13 protein-coding genes, 1 tRNA gene and 1 pseudogene are annotated in these 15,545 nt (G+C 70.6%); 6 read left to right on the top strand and 9 right to left on the bottom strand.

The window, feature by feature from the left end; genetic code table 11:
• Positions 1-200 (top strand): annotated as a pseudogene (locus tag ITX44_RS39205) (cytochrome P450); the annotation flags it as partial.
• A 110-nt stretch (positions 201-310) separates the two neighbouring features.
• Positions 311-1,897 (top strand): phosphodiester glycosidase family protein, encoded by a 1,587-nt coding sequence (locus ITX44_RS39200; RefSeq protein WP_236062455.1) that lies wholly within the window; start codon positions 311-313, stop codon positions 1,895-1,897.
• Between the two features lie 143 nt (positions 1,898-2,040).
• On the opposite strand, the gene ITX44_RS39195 is transcribed toward ITX44_RS39200, so the two are convergent.
• The 5 genes from ITX44_RS39195 to ITX44_RS39175 form a co-directional block, all read right to left on the bottom strand.
• Positions 2,041-2,517, bottom strand: coding sequence for a heat shock protein transcriptional repressor HspR (locus tag ITX44_RS39195; protein ID WP_307795697.1), 477 nt, complete (start codon positions 2,515-2,517; stop codon positions 2,041-2,043).
• 4 nt (positions 2,518-2,521) lie between these two features.
• On the bottom strand, positions 2,522-3,715 hold the full coding sequence (dnaJ, locus tag ITX44_RS39190) for a molecular chaperone DnaJ (protein ID WP_205364599.1): 1,194 nt from the start codon (positions 3,713-3,715) through the stop codon (positions 2,522-2,524).
• 75 nt (positions 3,716-3,790) lie between these two features.
• On the bottom strand, positions 3,791-4,471 hold the full coding sequence (grpE, locus tag ITX44_RS39185; protein WP_205364597.1) for a nucleotide exchange factor GrpE: 681 nt from the start codon (positions 4,469-4,471) through the stop codon (positions 3,791-3,793).
• Positions 4,468-6,333, bottom strand: coding sequence for a molecular chaperone DnaK (gene dnaK / locus ITX44_RS39180; protein ID WP_205364595.1), 1,866 nt, complete (start codon positions 6,331-6,333; stop codon positions 4,468-4,470). The genes grpE and dnaK overlap by 4 nt, the downstream gene beginning before the upstream one ends.
• Before the next feature lie 154 nt (positions 6,334-6,487).
• Positions 6,488-7,303 carry an LCP family protein gene (locus ITX44_RS39175; protein ID WP_205364587.1) on the bottom strand — a complete coding sequence of 272 codons (816 nt, stop codon included), beginning with the start codon at positions 7,301-7,303 and terminating at the stop codon, positions 6,488-6,490.
• A 376-nt stretch (positions 7,304-7,679) separates the two neighbouring features.
• On the opposite strand from ITX44_RS39175, the gene ITX44_RS39170 reads away from it, so the two are divergent.
• Both ITX44_RS39170 and ITX44_RS39165 read left to right on the top strand, forming a co-directional pair.
• Positions 7,680-9,944, top strand: a complete 2,265-nt coding sequence (locus ITX44_RS39170) for a (Fe-S)-binding protein (protein ID WP_205364584.1) — start codon at positions 7,680-7,682, stop codon at positions 9,942-9,944.
• Positions 9,945-10,084: 140 nt separating this feature from the next.
• Positions 10,085-10,972 carry a Yip1 family protein gene (locus ITX44_RS39165; RefSeq protein ID WP_307795696.1) on the top strand — a complete coding sequence of 296 codons (888 nt, stop codon included), beginning with the start codon at positions 10,085-10,087 and terminating at the stop codon, positions 10,970-10,972.
• A gap of 23 nt (positions 10,973-10,995) precedes the next feature.
• Here ITX44_RS39165 and dcd read toward each other — a convergent pair whose 3' ends face one another.
• Positions 10,996-11,571 carry a dCTP deaminase gene (gene dcd / locus ITX44_RS39160; protein WP_205364582.1) on the bottom strand — a complete coding sequence of 192 codons (576 nt, stop codon included), beginning with the start codon at positions 11,569-11,571 and terminating at the stop codon, positions 10,996-10,998.
• A gap of 472 nt (positions 11,572-12,043) precedes the next feature.
• Between dcd and ITX44_RS39155 the strand changes: the two genes are divergently transcribed.
• Positions 12,044-12,117, top strand: a tRNA-Gly gene (locus ITX44_RS39155).
• A gap of 121 nt (positions 12,118-12,238) precedes the next feature.
• On the opposite strand, the gene ITX44_RS39150 is transcribed toward ITX44_RS39155, so the two are convergent.
• Positions 12,239-12,667, bottom strand: a complete 429-nt coding sequence (locus ITX44_RS39150; protein WP_205364580.1) for a type II toxin-antitoxin system VapC family toxin — start codon at positions 12,665-12,667, stop codon at positions 12,239-12,241.
• A complete protein-coding gene (locus ITX44_RS39145) occupies positions 12,664-12,942 on the bottom strand; it encodes a hypothetical protein (RefSeq protein ID WP_205364578.1) in 279 nt (92 codons plus the stop codon). The genes ITX44_RS39150 and ITX44_RS39145 overlap by 4 nt, the downstream gene beginning before the upstream one ends.
• Before the next feature lie 175 nt (positions 12,943-13,117).
• Between ITX44_RS39145 and ITX44_RS39140 the strand changes: the two genes are divergently transcribed.
• Complete coding sequence (locus ITX44_RS39140) at positions 13,118-13,342, top strand: hypothetical protein (RefSeq protein ID WP_205364576.1); 225 nt, start codon at positions 13,118-13,120, stop codon at positions 13,340-13,342.
• A gap of 312 nt (positions 13,343-13,654) precedes the next feature.
• On the opposite strand, the gene ITX44_RS39135 is transcribed toward ITX44_RS39140, so the two are convergent.
• Complete coding sequence (locus ITX44_RS39135; protein WP_205364574.1) at positions 13,655-15,076, bottom strand: ATP-binding protein; 1,422 nt, start codon at positions 15,074-15,076, stop codon at positions 13,655-13,657.
• Positions 15,077-15,545: the final 469 nt, after the last annotated feature.

Genomic DNA, 15,545 nt, shown 5'->3' with positions numbered 1-15,545 from the left:
CCCGCCACCTGTCCTTCGGCCACGGCGCCCACTACTGCCTGGGCGCCCCGCTGGCCCGCCTCGAAGCGGGGATCGCGCTGCGCGAGCTGTACGCCGCCTACCCGCGGCTGGTCCAGGCCGTCCCGGACGAGGACCTGACGCCGCTGCCGGGCTTCATCGGCAACAGCGTGACGCGCCTGCCGGTCCGGCTGGAGGGCTGAATCCGGGAGTCCGGCCGCCCCCCGGGACCCGTCCCCGTTCGCCGAGTGTTCTTCGGTGCCTCATGCACCGGTCGGCGGGGTGTTCGCGCGCGGCGGCTGGGATGGCGGCCATGGCGAGAATCAGGAGTGGGCGCAGTGTGCTGGGCGCGGTCGCCGTGGTGGCCGCCGTGGCGCCGCTGGGGCTGACCGGGCCGGCCCGGGCGCAGGAGCCGGCCGCCGGGCCGCAGGCGACGTGGACCGTACAGGACGTGGCGCCGGGCGTGCAGGTGCGCACCGGCACGATCCGCGACGCGTCGGCGGCGCCGTCGTGGACGGTGACCGTCAAGGACCCGGGGACGAGCAGGCTGACCGGCGCGGCGGTGGACGTCGAGGTCGGGCCGCAGGCGTGGGCGCAGCAGACCGCCGCGCAGCTGACGGGCGCCGGCTACCGGCCGCGGGTGGAGACGGTGGCGTGGCCGGACTACGCCGACACCCCGCACGGCGCCATGGGGCAGCGGGTACGGATCGGCTCGTACGCCACCCAGGCGCAGGCGCAGAGCGTCGCCTCCGCGATCGCGGCGACCGGCTTCCACACCGCGGTGGAGTGGACCGGCTACGACGCCGAGCAGCCCGCTGACGTGGAGAACGTCCACGTCGCGGTGATCGACCCGCACCGCTTCACCGGCACGGTCGAGGGCACCCACGACGGCTCGGTGACGCAGCGCGAGACCACCTCCGCGGTGGCGGCCAAGCTCGGTTCCCTGGTCGGCGTCAACGCGGGCTTCTTCGTCACCTCGGACTCCGACGGCGTCCAGGGCATCCCGTCCGGCCTGGCCGCGTACGACGGCGAGGTCGCCTCCATGGCGGCGGGCGCGCGGACCGCGCTGGTGCTCTCCGACGGCGGCCGTCACGTCCGGATCGCCAGGCTGACCAGCACCGCCACCGCCCGCGCGGGCGGCTCCTCGTACGCCGTCCAGGGCATCAACCGCCTTCCCGGCACGGTACGGGACTGCGGCCGGCCGGGCGCGACGCCTTCCGCGCTGCCCTGGCAGGACGTCACCTGCCACGAGAGCGACGACTTGGTGCTGTTCACCCCGGCCTTCGGGGCGGCGCTGCCCGGCGGCGCGGGTACGCAGGTCATGCTCGACGGGCACGGCCGGGTCGTCTCGGTCGGCGCCCGCGGCGGCAGCGTGCCGGCCGGCGGCTCGGTGCTCCAGGGCATCGGCGCCGCGGCGGACTGGCTGACCGCGCACGCCGTGCCCGGGCAGCGGGTGGACGTGCGCGACACCGTACGGGACACCGCCGGCCGCCAGGTGCGGCTCGGCGCCGGCGACAGCGTGGTCAGCGCCGCCCCCACCTTGGTCGCCGACGGGCGGATCGCGATCGACGCGGCCGCCGAGGGCACCGTGGACCCGCAGGACCTGTCGTTCGGCTACGCCTGGGCGAACGTCCGGCAGCCGCGCACCATGGCCGGGATCGACGCCCGTGGCCGGCTGCTGCTGGTCACCGTCGATGGCCGGCTGACCGGCGGCAGCGAGGGCTTCACCATCTCCGAGGCGGCGCACTTCATGCGCTCGCTCGGCGCGGTGCAGGCGATGAACCTGGACGGCGGCGGCTCCACCGCCTTCACCGTGGGCGGCACGCTGCTCAACCACCCGTCCGACGCCACCGGCGAGCGCGCGGTCGGCGACACCATCGAGGTGCTGCCGGGCCACTGAGGTCCGCCGGATCGGCCGTACGCCGCCGACGGTCAGGTGAATCCGTCGGCGGCGCGTACGGCCGCCGTACGCGATGCGGCCCGGCGGTACCGAGTACGTACTCGGTACCGCCGGGCCGCATCCGTGGTCCTGTGTGCGTGCCGTCAGCCGTCCCGCTTGGGCCGCCACACCACCAGCGCGCTGGTCTGCTGGACGTCCTGGTACGGGACCAGGTCCCGCCGGTAGGAGGCGTGGACGGCGGCCTCGCGGGCCTGGATGACCGCCGCGGCGCCCTCGACGGCCGCGGACAGCTCCGCCACCCGCGCCTGGAGGGCGGCCACCTGGTTCTCCAGTTCGATGATCCGCTTGATGCCGGCGAGGTTGATGCCCTCGTCCTGGGAGAGCCGCTGCACCTCGCGGAGCTGCTGGATGTCGCGCGCGGAGTAGCGTCGGCCGCGGCCGGCCGTCCGGTCGGGCGAGACCAGGCCGAGGCGGTCGTACTGCCGCAGCGTCTGCGGGTGCAGTCCGGAGAGTTCGGCCGCCACCGAGATGACGTAGACCGGCGTCTCCTCGGTCAACTGGTACGGATTGCGGCCCGACCGGGGCCCACGGGGCCCCATCCCGCCGCCGTCGACATTCATCGCCTCACGCTCCCTTTGCGGCCTTGAACAGCTCCGCCCGCGGATCGTGGTCCGCGGTCGCTTCCCGGTACGACTCCAGTGCGTCGAGCGCCTTGCCCTCGGTCCTGTCCGGAACCGCCACCTCGACGGTGACCAGCAGGTCGCCCCGCGAGCCGTCCTTGCGGACCGCGCCCTTGCCGCGGGCGCGCAGGGTGCGGCCGTTGGGGGTGCCCGGGGGCAGCTTCAGGGTGACCGGGGGGCCGCCCAGGGTGGGCACCTTGATCTCGCCGCCTAGCGCCGCCTCGACGAAGCTGACCGGCACCGTGACGGTGAGGTTGGCGTCCTTGCGCCCGAAGACCGGGTGCGGCCCGACGTGCACCACCACGTACAGGTCGCCGGCCGGGCCGCCGCGCTCGCCGGGCGCGCCCTTGCCGCGCAGCCGGATCCGCTGCCCGTCGGTGACCCCGGCGGGGATCCGTACCTGCATGGTGCGCGAGCTCTTGGCCCGCCCGCTGCCGTGGCAGACCTCGCAGGGGTTCTCCGCGATCAGGCCGCGGCCCTTGCAGTCCGGGCAGGGGTCGGTGAGCGAGAAGCCGCCGCCCGAGCCGCGGGCGACCTGGCCGGTGCCCACGCAGGTCGGGCAGACCCGCGGGGTGCCGTTCTTGTCGCCGGTGCCCGAGCAGGCCTTGCAGGGCGCCTGCGAGGACATCCGCAGCGGGACCGTGGCCCCGTCCACCGCCTCGGTGAAGCTCAGCGTCACCTCGGACTCGATGTCCTGGCCGCGGCGCGGCTGCACCCGGGTGGTGCCGCCCCGGTTGAACAGGCCGCCGAACACGTCGCCCAGGCCGCCGCCGAAGCCGCCGCCGGTGCCTGTGCCCGTGGTGCCGCCCGGGCCCTGGGCGCCGCCGAACAGGTCGCCCAGGTCGAAGTTGAAGCCGCCGGGGCCGCCGGCGCCGGGGCCCGGCCGGAAGCCGCCGTTGCCGAACAGCGCGCGGCCCTCGTCGTACTCCTTGCGCCGCTTGGGATCGGACAGCACATCGTTGGCCTCGGAGATCTCCTTGAAGCGCTCCTCGGCCTTGGCGTCGCCCTTGTTGGCGTCCGGGTGGAACTCGCGGGCGAGCTTCCGGTACGCCTTCTTGATCTCCGCCTCGGTGGCGTCCTTGGGGACGCCGAGAACCTTGTACAGGTCCTTCTCCAACAGATCCCTGCTGATGCTCATCCCCGACGTCCCTCCTCTCCGTCACGTATACGCCTTGCGGCGCCGGGTGCGCGGTGGCACCCGGCCGCCCGGCGGTCAGCCCTCGTCGGGGCCACCGCTCTCCTCGTCGTCCGCCGCTGTCGCGGTGTCCTCCTTGGCCTGGTCCTTGGCCGGGCTGCCCGGCTGCGGTTCGGCGACCGCGACCCTGGCGGGCCGCAAGTTGCGCTCACCGATGCGGTACCCGGGCTGGAGGATCTGCACGCATGTGGTCTGCGTGACATCCGGCGAGTAACTGTGCATCAGGGCCTCGTGCACCAGCGGGTCGAAGGGCTCGCCCTCCTTGCCGAACTGCTGAAGGCCCAGCTTGGCCGCCACCGTCTCCAGCGACTCGGCCACCGACTTGAAGCCGCCGACCAGTTCGCCGTGCTCGCGCGCCCGGCCGATGTCGTCGAGCACCGGGAGCAGTTCGGTGAGCAGGTTCGCCACCGCGATCTCCTTGACGGCGATCCGGTCGCGCTCCACCCGCCGGCGGTAGTTCTGGTACTCGGCCTGCAGCCGCTGAAGGTCGCCGGTGCGCTCGGTGAGCGCACTGCGTGCCTGGTCGAGCTGGGCCCGCAGGGCCGCCAGTTCGGTTCCGTCCCCGCCGCGGGCCGCCGGAGCCGCCTCATCGGCGGAACCGGCGGTTCCGGCAGCCCCGGCGTCCTTCGCGGACGCCGGTTCCTCAGTGGCCTCGGAAGGGACGTCGGGCTCCTCGAAGCCCTTCGGCTCCTCCGTCACGCGGCACCGTCCTTCTTCTCGTCGTCGACGATCTCGGCGTCCACCACGTCGTCGTCCGCTGCGGCGTCGGCGGGACCGCCCGCCGTGGCGCCGGCCGCGGCGCCGCCGTCGGCCTGGGCGTTGGCGTACAGCGCCTGGCCCAGCTTCTGGCTGGTGGCGGCGACCTTCTCGGTGGCCTCGCGGATCGCCGTGGTGTTGGCCTCGTCCGCGGACTCGTTCTTCAGCTTCTCCTTCAGATCCGCGACCGCGGCCTCGACCTCGGTCCGGACGTCCTCGGGGAGCTTGTCCTTGTTGTCCGCGATGAACTTCTCGGTCTGGTAGACCAGCTGCTCACCCTGGTTGCGGGTCTCGGCGGCCTCGCGGCGCTTGTGGTCCTCCTCCGCGTACTGCTCGGCCTCGGAGCGCATCCGGTCGACCTCGTCCTTGGGCAGGGAGGAGCCGCCGGTGACGGTCATCCGCTGTTCCTTGCCCGTGCCCAGGTCCTTGGCGCCCACGTGCATGATGCCGTTGGCGTCGATGTCGAAGGTGACCTCGATCTGGGGCATCCCGCGCGGGGCCGGCGGCAGGCCGGTCAGCTCGAACATCCCCAGCTTCTTGTTGTACGCCGCGATCTCCCGCTCGCCCTGGTACACCTGGATCTGCACCGACGGCTGGTTGTCCTCCGCCGTGGTGAAGATCTCCGAGCGCTTGGTCGGGATCGTGGTGTTCCGCTCGATCAGGCGGGTCATGATGCCGCCCTTGGTCTCGATACCGAGCGAGAGCGGGGTGACGTCCAGCAGCAGGACGTCCTTGACCTCACCCTTCAGGACACCGGCCTGGAGCGACGCACCGATGGCGACGACCTCGTCCGGGTTGACGCCCTTGTTGGCCTCCTTGCCGCCGGTCAGCTCGCGCACGAGTTCCGCGACGGCGGGCATACGGGTGGAGCCACCGACGAGCACCACGTGGTCGATCTCGGAGAGCTGGATGCCCGCGTCCTTGATGACGTTGTGGAACGGCACCTTGCAGCGCTCGAGCAGGTCGGCGGTGAGCTGCTGGAACTGGGCGCGGGTGAGCTTCTCGTCCAGGTGCAGCGGGCCCTCGGCCGACGCGGTGATGTACGGCAGGTTGATCGAGGTCTCGGTGGACGAGGACAGCTCGATCTTCGCCTTCTCCGCCGCCTCGCGCAGGCGCTGGAGGGCCATCTTGTCCTTGCCCAGGTCCACGCCGTGGCCGGACTGGAACTGCTTGACCAGGTAGTCGACGATCCGCTGGTCCCAGTCGTCACCACCGAGGTGGTTGTCACCGTTGGTGGCCTTGACCTCGACCACGCCGTCGCCGATCTCCAGCAGCGACACGTCGAAGGTGCCACCGCCGAGGTCGAAGACCAGGATCGTCTGGTCGTCCTTGTCCAGGCCGTAGGCGAGCGCCGCGGCGGTCGGCTCGTTCACGATGCGCAGCACGTTGAGGCCGGCGATCTCGCCCGCCTCCTTGGTGGCCTGGCGCTCGGAGTCGTTGAAGTACGCCGGGACGGTGATGACCGCGTCGGTGACCTTCTCGCCGAGGTACGACTCCGCGTCCCGCTTCAGCTTCTGCAGGATGAACGCGGAGATCTGCTGCGGGTTGAAGTCCTTGCCGTCGAGGTTGATCTTCCAGTCGGTGCCCATGTGGCGCTTCACCGACCGGATGGTCCGGTCCACGTTGGTGACGGCCTGGCGCTTGGCGACCTCGCCGACCAGCACCTCACCGTTCTTGGCGAAGGCGACGACGGACGGCGTGGTCCGGGCGCCCTCCGCGTTGGTGATGACGGTGGGCTCGCCGCCCTCCAGAACGCTGACGACGGAGTTAGTCGTGCCCAGGTCGATGCCGACCGCACGTGCCATGGTTGATTCCTCCAGGAGCCTACTTGAGTGGAACTGGCTCAAGAGTGCATCAACCGGGTTCGGGTGTCAACAGAGGTGAGTCGGGTCGGCTCAACTTAAGCGCGCCCAGGGTGCGCATTTCTGAGCCGGACATGATGAGCGTTGGGTCGGCACGTCATGTCGCGCCCGGCTGCCGGTCCGCCCGTACCGCGGCGAACAGCCTCCCCGCCGCCGGCTCGCGCGGTACGTCGCGCCCGGCGCGGTCCGCGGTGGCCGGCACCGTACGGAACACCAGCCCGTCCGCCGGCAGTCCCCGCAACGAGCCCGCCAGCTCGTACAGCGCCGGCAGCGAGCTCAGCCCCGGGTCGGCGGTGATGGAGGAGGTCGCGGTATTCAGGATGCCGTAGAGCCGGGCGGGATGGCGAAGGCCGCTGCCCGCGCCGCGGGCCAGATCGCGCAGCAGGTCGCCGCCGCGGTCCCGGGCCGCGTCGGCGGAGTTCACCCCGCCCACCGCGGCGGCCAGCCGGTGCAGCCCCTCGGCGTCAACCACCAGGTGGTGGTCCACCCGGATGCCGGTCATGTGCTCGAAGGCCCGGATCGAGCAGGCCGCGCCGCCGGCCCGGAAGGCGGCGCCGAACCGCTCGTACGCCGCCGGGCTGCGCCCGCCACCCGGGCGCGGGCAGGCCGGGGTGCGCACCATCAGGTCGCTCGGTACGCCGATGGCGGTGGCCCGGTGCCGCCCGGCCGACAGGTGCAGCAGGATCGCGCCGTCCGCGCCGCCGAGCCCGCCGCCCCCGAGCATCAGGATGTTCCGGCTGCCGGGCGCCGTTGCGGGCGGCCGCTGCCGGGCGTCCTGGGCCAGCAGCCGCGCCGACGCCCGGTCGGTGCGGATATTGCCGCTGAACTTGCGGTACGTCGCCCAGCCCAGGCCCGCCGCGACCACCAGGAGCAGCCCGGTGCAGATCGCCACCCATCGCAGCACGGAGCGCATCCCGGGACACCTCCTCGTCGTGGTCGTCGCCGTAGCCGTCGTCGCAGTCGTCGCAGTCGTCGCCGTGTCGTCCGGGCGCCGTTCCGGCGCCGCGCCGTTTGATCCATGATTGTCACGAATACGGACTTTTCAACCGCGGCCGCTCAGGCCGTACGCCGCGCGACACAGATCACGAGCGGTGCGACTTCAAGGCGCCCGGAAACCCGGGTAGCCTCTGCGGAGACCGGGTAAGTTACCGCTCAGTACGACCTAGGGTCGAGCAAGACCGCCGAGCAGGACGGTCGACCGAGACCCACCCAGAAGCCACGCCAGAAGCCAGAAGCCACAACCGAAGCAAAGTCCGTACGCATCGGCTGCGCAGGCCCGAGGAGCCCTCATGCAACTCGCCGCGATCATCGTGTCGCTGGTCCTCACCGCGGTAGGCGTCGCGCTGTTCGGCCTCGCCGTCGCGCGGATCCAGGCGTTCGTCCGGCTCGGCCAGCCCGTGCCGGCCGGCACCCGCACCGACGACCCGGTGTCGCGCACAAAGACGCTCGCCCGTGAGTTCGTCCTGCACACCCGGATGAACAAATGGGGCGTCGTCGGCGTCGCCCACTGGTTCGTCGCGGTCGGCTTCCTCACCCTGGTGCTGACGATCGTCAACGCCTACGGCCAGCTCTTCAAGGCCGACTGGATCCTGCCGGTGGTCGGCAACTGGCTGCCGTACGAGGTCTACACCGAGTTCATCGCCGCCTTCACCACGCTCGGCATCCTGACGCTGATCACCATCCGGCTGCTGAACCTGCCCTCCCGGGCCGGCCGCAAGTCCCGGTTCGCCGGCTCCACCGCCTGGCAGGCGTACTTCGTCGAGTACGTGATCGTCGTCATCGGCCTGGCCATCCTCACCCTGCGCGGCCTGGAGGGCGCGCTGCACGGCGTGAACCACTACGAGGGCGCGTACTTCGTCTCGTACCCCCTGGTCGCCGCCTTCCGCGGGCTGAGCACCGGCACCCTGCAGAACACCGTGTACGCCGTCGCCATGGTGAAGCTGGGCGTCACCATGGTGTGGGCCATCGTGCTCGGCCTGAACACCACCATGAGCGTCGCCTGGCACCGGTTCCTGGCCTTCCTCAACATCTGGTTCAAGCGCGACGCCACCGGCGGGACCGCCCTCGGCGCGCTCCAGCCGATGACCTCCGCCGGGGTGCCGATCGACTTCGAGGACCCGGGCGAGGACGACGTCTTCGGCGTCTCCAAGGTCGAGGAATTCTCCTGGAAGGGCATCCTCGACTTCTCCACCTGCACCGAGTGCGGCCGCTGCCAGTCGCAGTGCCCCGCCTGGAACACCGGCAAGCCGCTCTCCCCCAAGCTGCTGATCATGAGCCTGCGCGACCACGCGCACGCCAAGGCGCCGTATCTGCTGGCCGGCGGCGGGAAGACCGCGGAGGGCGAGGAGAAGGCGTCCGCGCAGGCGCTCAAGGACGTGCCCGCCGCCGCCCTGGCCGAGGCCGAGCGCCCGCTGATCGGCACCGCCGAGGAGAACGGCGTCATCGACCCGGACGTGCTGTGGTCCTGCACCACCTGCGGCGCCTGCGTCGAGCAGTGCCCGGTGGACATCGAGCACGTCGACCACATCGTGGACATGCGCCGCTACCAGGTGATGATCGAGTCGTCCTTCCCGAGCGAGGCCGGCACGATGCTGAAGAACCTGGAGAAGAAGGGCAACCCCTGGGGCCTGCCCAAGAAGCAGCGGCTGGCCTGGGCCAAGGAGGTCGACTTCGAGGTCCCGGTGGTCGGCGAGGACATCGAGGACCTCACCGAGGTGGAGTACCTGTACTGGGTCGGCTGCGCCGGCTCCCTGGAGGACCGCGCCAAGAAGACCACCAAGGCGTTCGCCGAGCTGCTGCACATCGCCGGCGTGAAGTTCGCCATCATGGGCGGCGAGGAGAACTGCACCGGCGACTCCGCCCGCCGCCTGGGCAACGAATTCCTTTTCCAGCAACTGGGCGTCGAGAACGTCGCGATGCTCAACATGGCCTTCGGCGAGGACGAGGACGACCCGGCCACCCGCAAGCCGCGCGCCGCGAAAAAGATCGTCGCCACCTGCCCGCACTGCTTCAACACGCTGTCCAACGAGTACCCGCAGCTGGGCGGCGAGTACGAGGTCATCCACCACACCCAGTTGCTGCAGACCCTGGTGGACGAGGGCCGGCTGGTCCCGGTCACCCCGGTCGAGGGTCTGATCACGTACCACGACCCCTGCTACCTGGGCCGGCACAACAAGGTCTACACGCCGCCGCGCGAAATCATCGCCAAGGTGCCGGGTCTGCGCAACGAGGAGATGCACCGCCACAAGGAGCGCGGTTTCTGCTGCGGCGCCGGTGGCGCCCGGATGTGGATGGAGGAGCGGATCGGCAAGCGCATCAACAACGAGCGCGTCGACGAGGCCCTGTCCCTGGACCCGGACGTCATCTCCACCGCCTGCCCGTTCTGCCTGGTCATGCTCACCGACTCGGTCAACGGCCGCAAGAACGAGGGCACGGCGAAGGAGAGCGTCCAGGTGGTCGACGTGGCGCAGCTCCTGCTGGACTCCGTGCGCACCCCGGTGGCGGCCGGGGGCGGCGGCGGTCCGCTCGGCGAGCAGGCGGCGGCGGGGGCCTGAGCGCACCGGAGAACCGCTGAAAGCCGCATCCATGGCGGCGGCCTGTGACGCGCCCGGGCGTGTCACAGGTTGGCCGCAATGGACGCGGTTTGGCGGCTGCTCGGCGGCGGCGCCGAACCCGAGCGGGTACGTTCGATGGCGTGGCTGGTTTCACGGAACGACACGGTGACGGCGGCGCGTCGGGCGGCCCGGGGCACGGCCCTCGGCACCGGCCGGCGGGGTACGACGACGGTCCCGGCGGGACCAGGGCGTTCACCATGGGCGACGGGGCGTACGGGGCGCAGGGCGCAGGGCCTGGGGCGTACGGGGGCGCGGAGCAGTACCGGGGCGGAGGATCGTACGGGCCTGGTCCCGGCAGTCCCGGCGGTCCCGGCGGCGAGAACGCGGGACCGTACGCTTACCCCGGGCGCGGGCGAGAGCGGGACCTGGAGGCGTACGACAACGTCGCCACGTACCGGGCCGGCCAGAGCAGCGCGCCGCCCGCGGGGCCGCGGCTGCCGTGGAAGGAGCTGCTGAGCGGGATCGTCCGGCGCCCCTCGCAGACCTTCTGGCGGATGCGGGACCACACCATGTGGGCCCCGGCGCTGACCGTCACCTTCGTCTACGGTCTGCTCGCCGTCTTCGGCTTCGACGCGGCCCGCCACGACGTCCTGTCGGCGAGCCTGTCCACCAGCATTCCGTGGGTGCTCACCACGGGCGTGGCGGTGGTGCTGGGCACCCTGACGCTGGGGGCGGTGACCAACACGCTGGCCCGGCAGTTCGGCGGCGACGGGGCGTGGGCGCCCACGGTCGGCCTGTCGATGCTGATCACGGTCCTGACGGATGTGCCGCGCCTGTTCTTCGCCCTCTTCCTGGGCGGCGGCAACGGCTTCGTGCAGCTGCTGGGCTGGCTCACCTGGGTGGCCTGTGCGGCGCTGCTCACGTCGATGGTCAGCAAATCGCACGATCTGCCGTGGGGCAAGGCGCTGGGTGCGGCTTCGCTTCAGCTCGTGGCGCTGCTGATCCTGTTCAAGCTGGCGCTGATCTGAGCGTTCGCTGCCGGTGCCGGGGCTCAGACCTGGGTGCGGTGGAAGTTCAGGTACGAGCGGGAGGGCGTGGGGCCGCGCTGCCCCTGGTAACGGGAGCCGTGCCGGCTGGACCCGTACGGGAACTCGGCGGGGGAGGTCAGCCGGAACAGGCAGAGCTGTCCGATCTTCATCCCGGGCCAGAGCTTGATCGGCAGGGTGGCCACGTTGGACAGCTCGAGGGTGACGTGCCCGGAGAAGCCGGGGTCGATGAAGCCGGCGGTGGAGTGGGTGAGCAGCCCCAGCCGCCCGAGGCTCGACTTGCCCTCCAGCCGGGAGGCGATGTCGTCGGGGATGCTGACCACCTCGTACGTGGAGGCGAGCACGAATTCCCCGGGGTGCAGGATGAAGGCGTCGTTCCCCTCCGGCTCGACCAGCCTGGTCAGGTCGCGCTGCTCGACCGCCGGATCGATGTGCGGGTACCGGTGGTTCTCGAACACCCGGAAGTACCGGTCGAGGCGCACGTCGATGCTCGACGGCTGCACCATCGTCGGCTCGAACGGGTCGATGCGCACGCGCCCGTTGTCGATTTCGGTCCGGATGTCCTTGTCGGAGAGAAGCACGCCTTGAGGTTAACGCGATGAAGGGTGCCGGTGAGAGCGCGGGGCGGCTGAAGTGGCGGGGGCGACCCGTAAGAGGCCGGGCCGCCCCCTGTGCCCGGATCTACTTCCCGGCACCGACGGGCACGGCGTGCCTGAGCCGCGCACACTTCGGGCACCTCAGCAGCCGCCCGGGCCCGAGCCGCTCAACACCCAACCGCTGCAAGGGAAACGAAGCGGTGCTGAACACGTGCCCCTCGCTGCAACGCACGACTGTGCTGCCCTCCATGAAGCCCCTTCCCCAACTCCGTGTGGCCGACAAACCCACACATTAGGGGATCCCCCACCCCTCCCAAGGGCACCATTACACCCCAACCTACCCCCCCCCCCCCCCCCCCCCCCCCCCCCCCCCCCCCCCCCCCCGCGTCCCCCATCCCCCCCCACGCGATGCGCTACACTCTCCACTACGAGCAGGCCCCACCCGGGCCCGCTTTTCGCGGATGTAGTTTAATGGTAGAACATGAGCTTCCCAAGCTCAGAGCGCGGGTTCGATTCCCGTCATCCGCTCCATAAGAAATCCCCAGACCAAGAATCTGGGGATTTTTTCATCCGGAATCATTCACTTAAATGCAATCAAGGGTCCCCGGGAAATCTCGGCCGACTGGAGCGGCGGCGCGGAAAAGCGCCCAGCCTACGGATTGAAATCCCAGGGATTGATGACGGTGGCGCCAGTACGTTCCAGGTGCTTGGTATTGCGGCTGGCCACGGTCCAGCCGTTGGCCAGCGCGGTGGCGGCGATGAGGGCGTCCGGTGGGTCGATGGTCGTTCCGGCGGTCTTCAGGGCTTTGTGGACGGCGAGGTATGCCGCCGCCTCTCGCTCTCCGATGGGCGCGATGCGGTCCCGATATTCCAGCCGGGCAGTTGCGAGGACCTCCGCGTACCGGGCCTGCCGTGCGGGATCCGGGGTGGCCGCCACGCCGGCCTCGATCTCGGCGACGGTGATGACGCTCAGGAAGCGGTTGGGCCGCGCGGTCGAGCGGAGCCATGCGACGACCCGGGGATCGGGCCGTTGGCGCGTAGTGAGCTCAGCGACGACGTTCGTGTCGAGCAGGTAGATCACCGATCGCCCGCCTGATCGTCGTCATAGGAGCGTGCGCCGAATTCCAGCCCTTCGAAGGGCTGGGACAGCAAGAACTCCTCGAAGCCGTCGGTAGCCAGTCGGACCCACCGGCTCAGCATCTCCGGAAGAGCGTCCAGCTCGGTGTCGGCGAGCTCCGCGTCGAAGTGCCGGGCCTGGTCCTCCGGGAGGGAGTCCCTGATATCGCGGATGGTCCGCAGCGGATGCGCCACCGCGGCCCCGGACGGGCGCGGTACGCCACCAGGTGCAGTGGTCATGTTCATCCCCCTTCGCCGCACGTAAGCTGCCGTCTGCTACCAGATTAAGGGCACGGGTCACCTGCACGGGTATGGACCAGCGCCGAGTCCGCCACGGGCAGCGAGCCGCCGCACCACTGCCGCACCAGCAGCAGTGACAGGCACTCCCAAGCCCGAGGCCGTACATCATGGAGCCATGAGGGTCTTCGACGAACCGGCGACTGCGCCTCGGATGCTGTTGCTGAACGAGGTGCGATTCGATCCCGACTGGATCTTCCAGCTTGACCGGCCTCTGTTCCTCCTGCCCGGCGACCAGGTGGCGATGGACGAAGGCCGCCTCGTCGTCCGACGAGCAGCAGGCGAGGTGGAGCACCCATCCGGCGAACGTGAACCCTGGTGCTGGCGCCAGCGGCTTGTCTGACGGCCGTGCCTTGTACATGCCCGATCAGGACGGTGAACCCCAGCCAGAAGCAGTCGTCAGCGGGCCTGCCGCACCCCCGCTCCACCACCGTACGACCAGGTCAGCGCGCCTTTCCGGCCCCCACCCCGTGATTCCCAAGCTCAGAGCGCGGGTTCGATTCCCGTCATCCGCTCCAAAGAAAAAGGCCCAGGTCGAAGACCCGGGCCTTTTGTGTTATCCGAACCGATTAAAGAACCTGCACCACTGAGCACCATATGTGGTGGTCGAATGGGGTCGGCGGAGAGGGCCGGTTGCCGTGCTTCGGGATGACGGTCAGGAGGGCCACGCGGCGAGGAGTTCCGCGGGCCCGTATGCGGCGTCCGGACCCGTGCATGCGGTCCCGCTGCGCGAAACGGCAACCGTGGGCACGGGTTCGGGCGTGAGGGCGGCGCGGTGGCGGTGCAGCGCTGCGAGATCGTGGCTGTCGAAGGGGGAGTTCTCCAGCCACTTCACCGAACCGACGAACAGCAGGTCCTTGGCGATCGGCGCTCGGTCGGCTCCGACGATGTCGATCTCCACGTCGTTGGTCCGGGTCCAGTAGCCCCCGATAGCAGGGGCGGCGGGCAGGTTCGCGTCGGGCAGGAGCCGTGCTAGTGCCTCGCGCACCAGAGGTTCGACGGCCCTCCCGCGCCAGCTGGTCCAGTTGGTGCGGATGCGCTGCAAGGTCAGGTCGCCCCGGCCGCGCTCGATTTCCTGCATCGCCGGGCCCAAGTGCTTCAGCCAGAAGCGGAGGTAGGGGTCTGCGACCCGGTAGCGGCGGTCTTTCGAAGGCCGCGTGGAGAGCGGGAGTTCCGCCGCGATCACCCGCTTTTCACTGAGAAGCCCCAGCGAGCGCTGGAGCGGGGTCGCTCCGATTCCGCCGGCGGCGCGGGCGATGTTCGAAAAGGTCCGCTCACCAGTGCCGATCGCCGAGAGAACGGTACGGGCCTGCGCCTGCTGCGGGAATTCGGCCGCGAGTGAGCGCTCCGCCGACACCAGCAGGGCTGACACCGGATCGTTGAGTGCCGTCCCCAGAAAGTCCCACATCCCGGCGCCGTGCGGCCACTCCGCGCAGATCAGGGGCAGTCCACCGGTGATCAGGGCCGCGTCGAAGGCGTCGGCGGGTTCCGCGAGGCCCAGCATGCCGCCCACCTCGGCCGGGTTGAGCGGACCCAGGACCATCTCCCGTCCACGCTGGTGGAACGGGCGTCCGTAGCTGTTCAGGGCCTCCATCATGGACAAGTCGGAGCCGATCAGGACCAGCAGAACAGGCTTGGCCTCCAGAGCCCTGTCCCAGGCCCGTTGCAGCACCCCCTCGAAGGCGCCCGCGGCATCCATCAGGTAGGGCACCTCGTCCATGACCACCACACTCACCCGGTCGTGCGGCAAGGAGGCCGCCAGCACATCGAAGGCGGCATCCCAGGTCGCCGGGCGTGCGGCCGAGACCACATGTGCCAGCGGAAGGGTGGACGACTGCGCATCCGACGCGAACCGTTCCAGGTCCGCCGTGGGTGAGGCGCCGGTCGCGGCATAGAAGAGGAAGGGAACGCCGGACCTCTCGGCGAACTGCTCGACCAGCCGTGACTTGCCCACCCGTCGGCGCCCCCGCAGCATCACGCACCGTCCGGGTCGCTGCCCGCCGGCACCGGCCGCCACCTTGTTCAGTTCGCGATCGAGCATCCTCAGCTCGTTCCGTCTGCCCACGAATTCCACCATCGGTCATCCCTCCGCACTGGCCAGCGACTCAGGGGAAACACTAACGCCGAGATTACTAACATTGAAGTTAGTAACCTTCCAGTCACTCGAATGGGGTATGCATCACCAGGCGGGAGCATCCCGGCCGCCGTACGGCGGGAGAGGGGGCGGGCGCCAACGTGGGTGGGGCACACTGCCAGCCGGTGTGGCCACCGGCGGACACCTGTCCTGCGGGGCCCAGCGGACACGGCCCCGCCCGTGGCCTCACGCGCACCACTTCCGCGCCACGCACAGCGGTACGTCATGGACAGCCGCGGCCAGACCCGGCGTGCCCGTCAAACCGCGGCCAGAACGACAAAGGGCCGACGCCATGCGATCACGCCGGCCGTGCCCCCCGTGATTCCCAAGCTCAGAGCGCGGGTTCGATTCCCGTCATCCGCTCCATAAAGAAGCCCCAGACCAATGGCCTGGGGCTTTTGTGCGGGAGAGA

This window comes from Actinacidiphila acididurans, assembly GCF_016918855.1.
In the GTDB taxonomy this organism is placed as follows: Bacteria; Actinomycetota; Actinomycetes; order Streptomycetales; family Streptomycetaceae; genus Actinacidiphila; species Actinacidiphila acididurans.
The sequence above is the reverse complement of the archived record's forward strand: the minus strand, read 5'-3'. Positions and strand labels throughout refer to the sequence as shown.

What these genes read in the sequence shown, in the direction of transcription:
- ITX44_RS39200 (WP_236062455.1), top strand. Translation starts at nt 311, where the DNA reads ATGGCGAGAATCAGGAGTGGGCGCAGTGTGCTGGGCGCGGTCGCCGTG.
- ITX44_RS39195 (WP_307795697.1), bottom strand. Translation starts at nt 2,517, where the DNA reads ATGAATGTCGACGGCGGCGGGATGGGGCCCCGTGGGCCCCGGTCGGGC.
- dnaJ (WP_205364599.1), bottom strand. Translation starts at nt 3,715, where the DNA reads ATGAGCATCAGCAGGGATCTGTTGGAGAAGGACCTGTACAAGGTTCTC.
- dnaK (WP_205364595.1), bottom strand. Translation starts at nt 6,333, where the DNA reads ATGGCACGTGCGGTCGGCATCGACCTGGGCACGACTAACTCCGTCGTC.
- ITX44_RS39175 (WP_205364587.1), bottom strand. Translation starts at nt 7,303, where the DNA reads ATGCGCTCCGTGCTGCGATGGGTGGCGATCTGCACCGGGCTGCTCCTG.
- ITX44_RS39170 (WP_205364584.1), top strand. Translation starts at nt 7,680, where the DNA reads ATGCAACTCGCCGCGATCATCGTGTCGCTGGTCCTCACCGCGGTAGGC.
- ITX44_RS39145 (WP_205364578.1), bottom strand. Translation starts at nt 12,942, where the DNA reads ATGACCACTGCACCTGGTGGCGTACCGCGCCCGTCCGGGGCCGCGGTG.
- ITX44_RS39140 (WP_205364576.1), top strand. Translation starts at nt 13,118, where the DNA reads ATGAGGGTCTTCGACGAACCGGCGACTGCGCCTCGGATGCTGTTGCTG.
- ITX44_RS39135 (WP_205364574.1), bottom strand. Translation starts at nt 15,076, where the DNA reads ATGGTGGAATTCGTGGGCAGACGGAACGAGCTGAGGATGCTCGATCGC.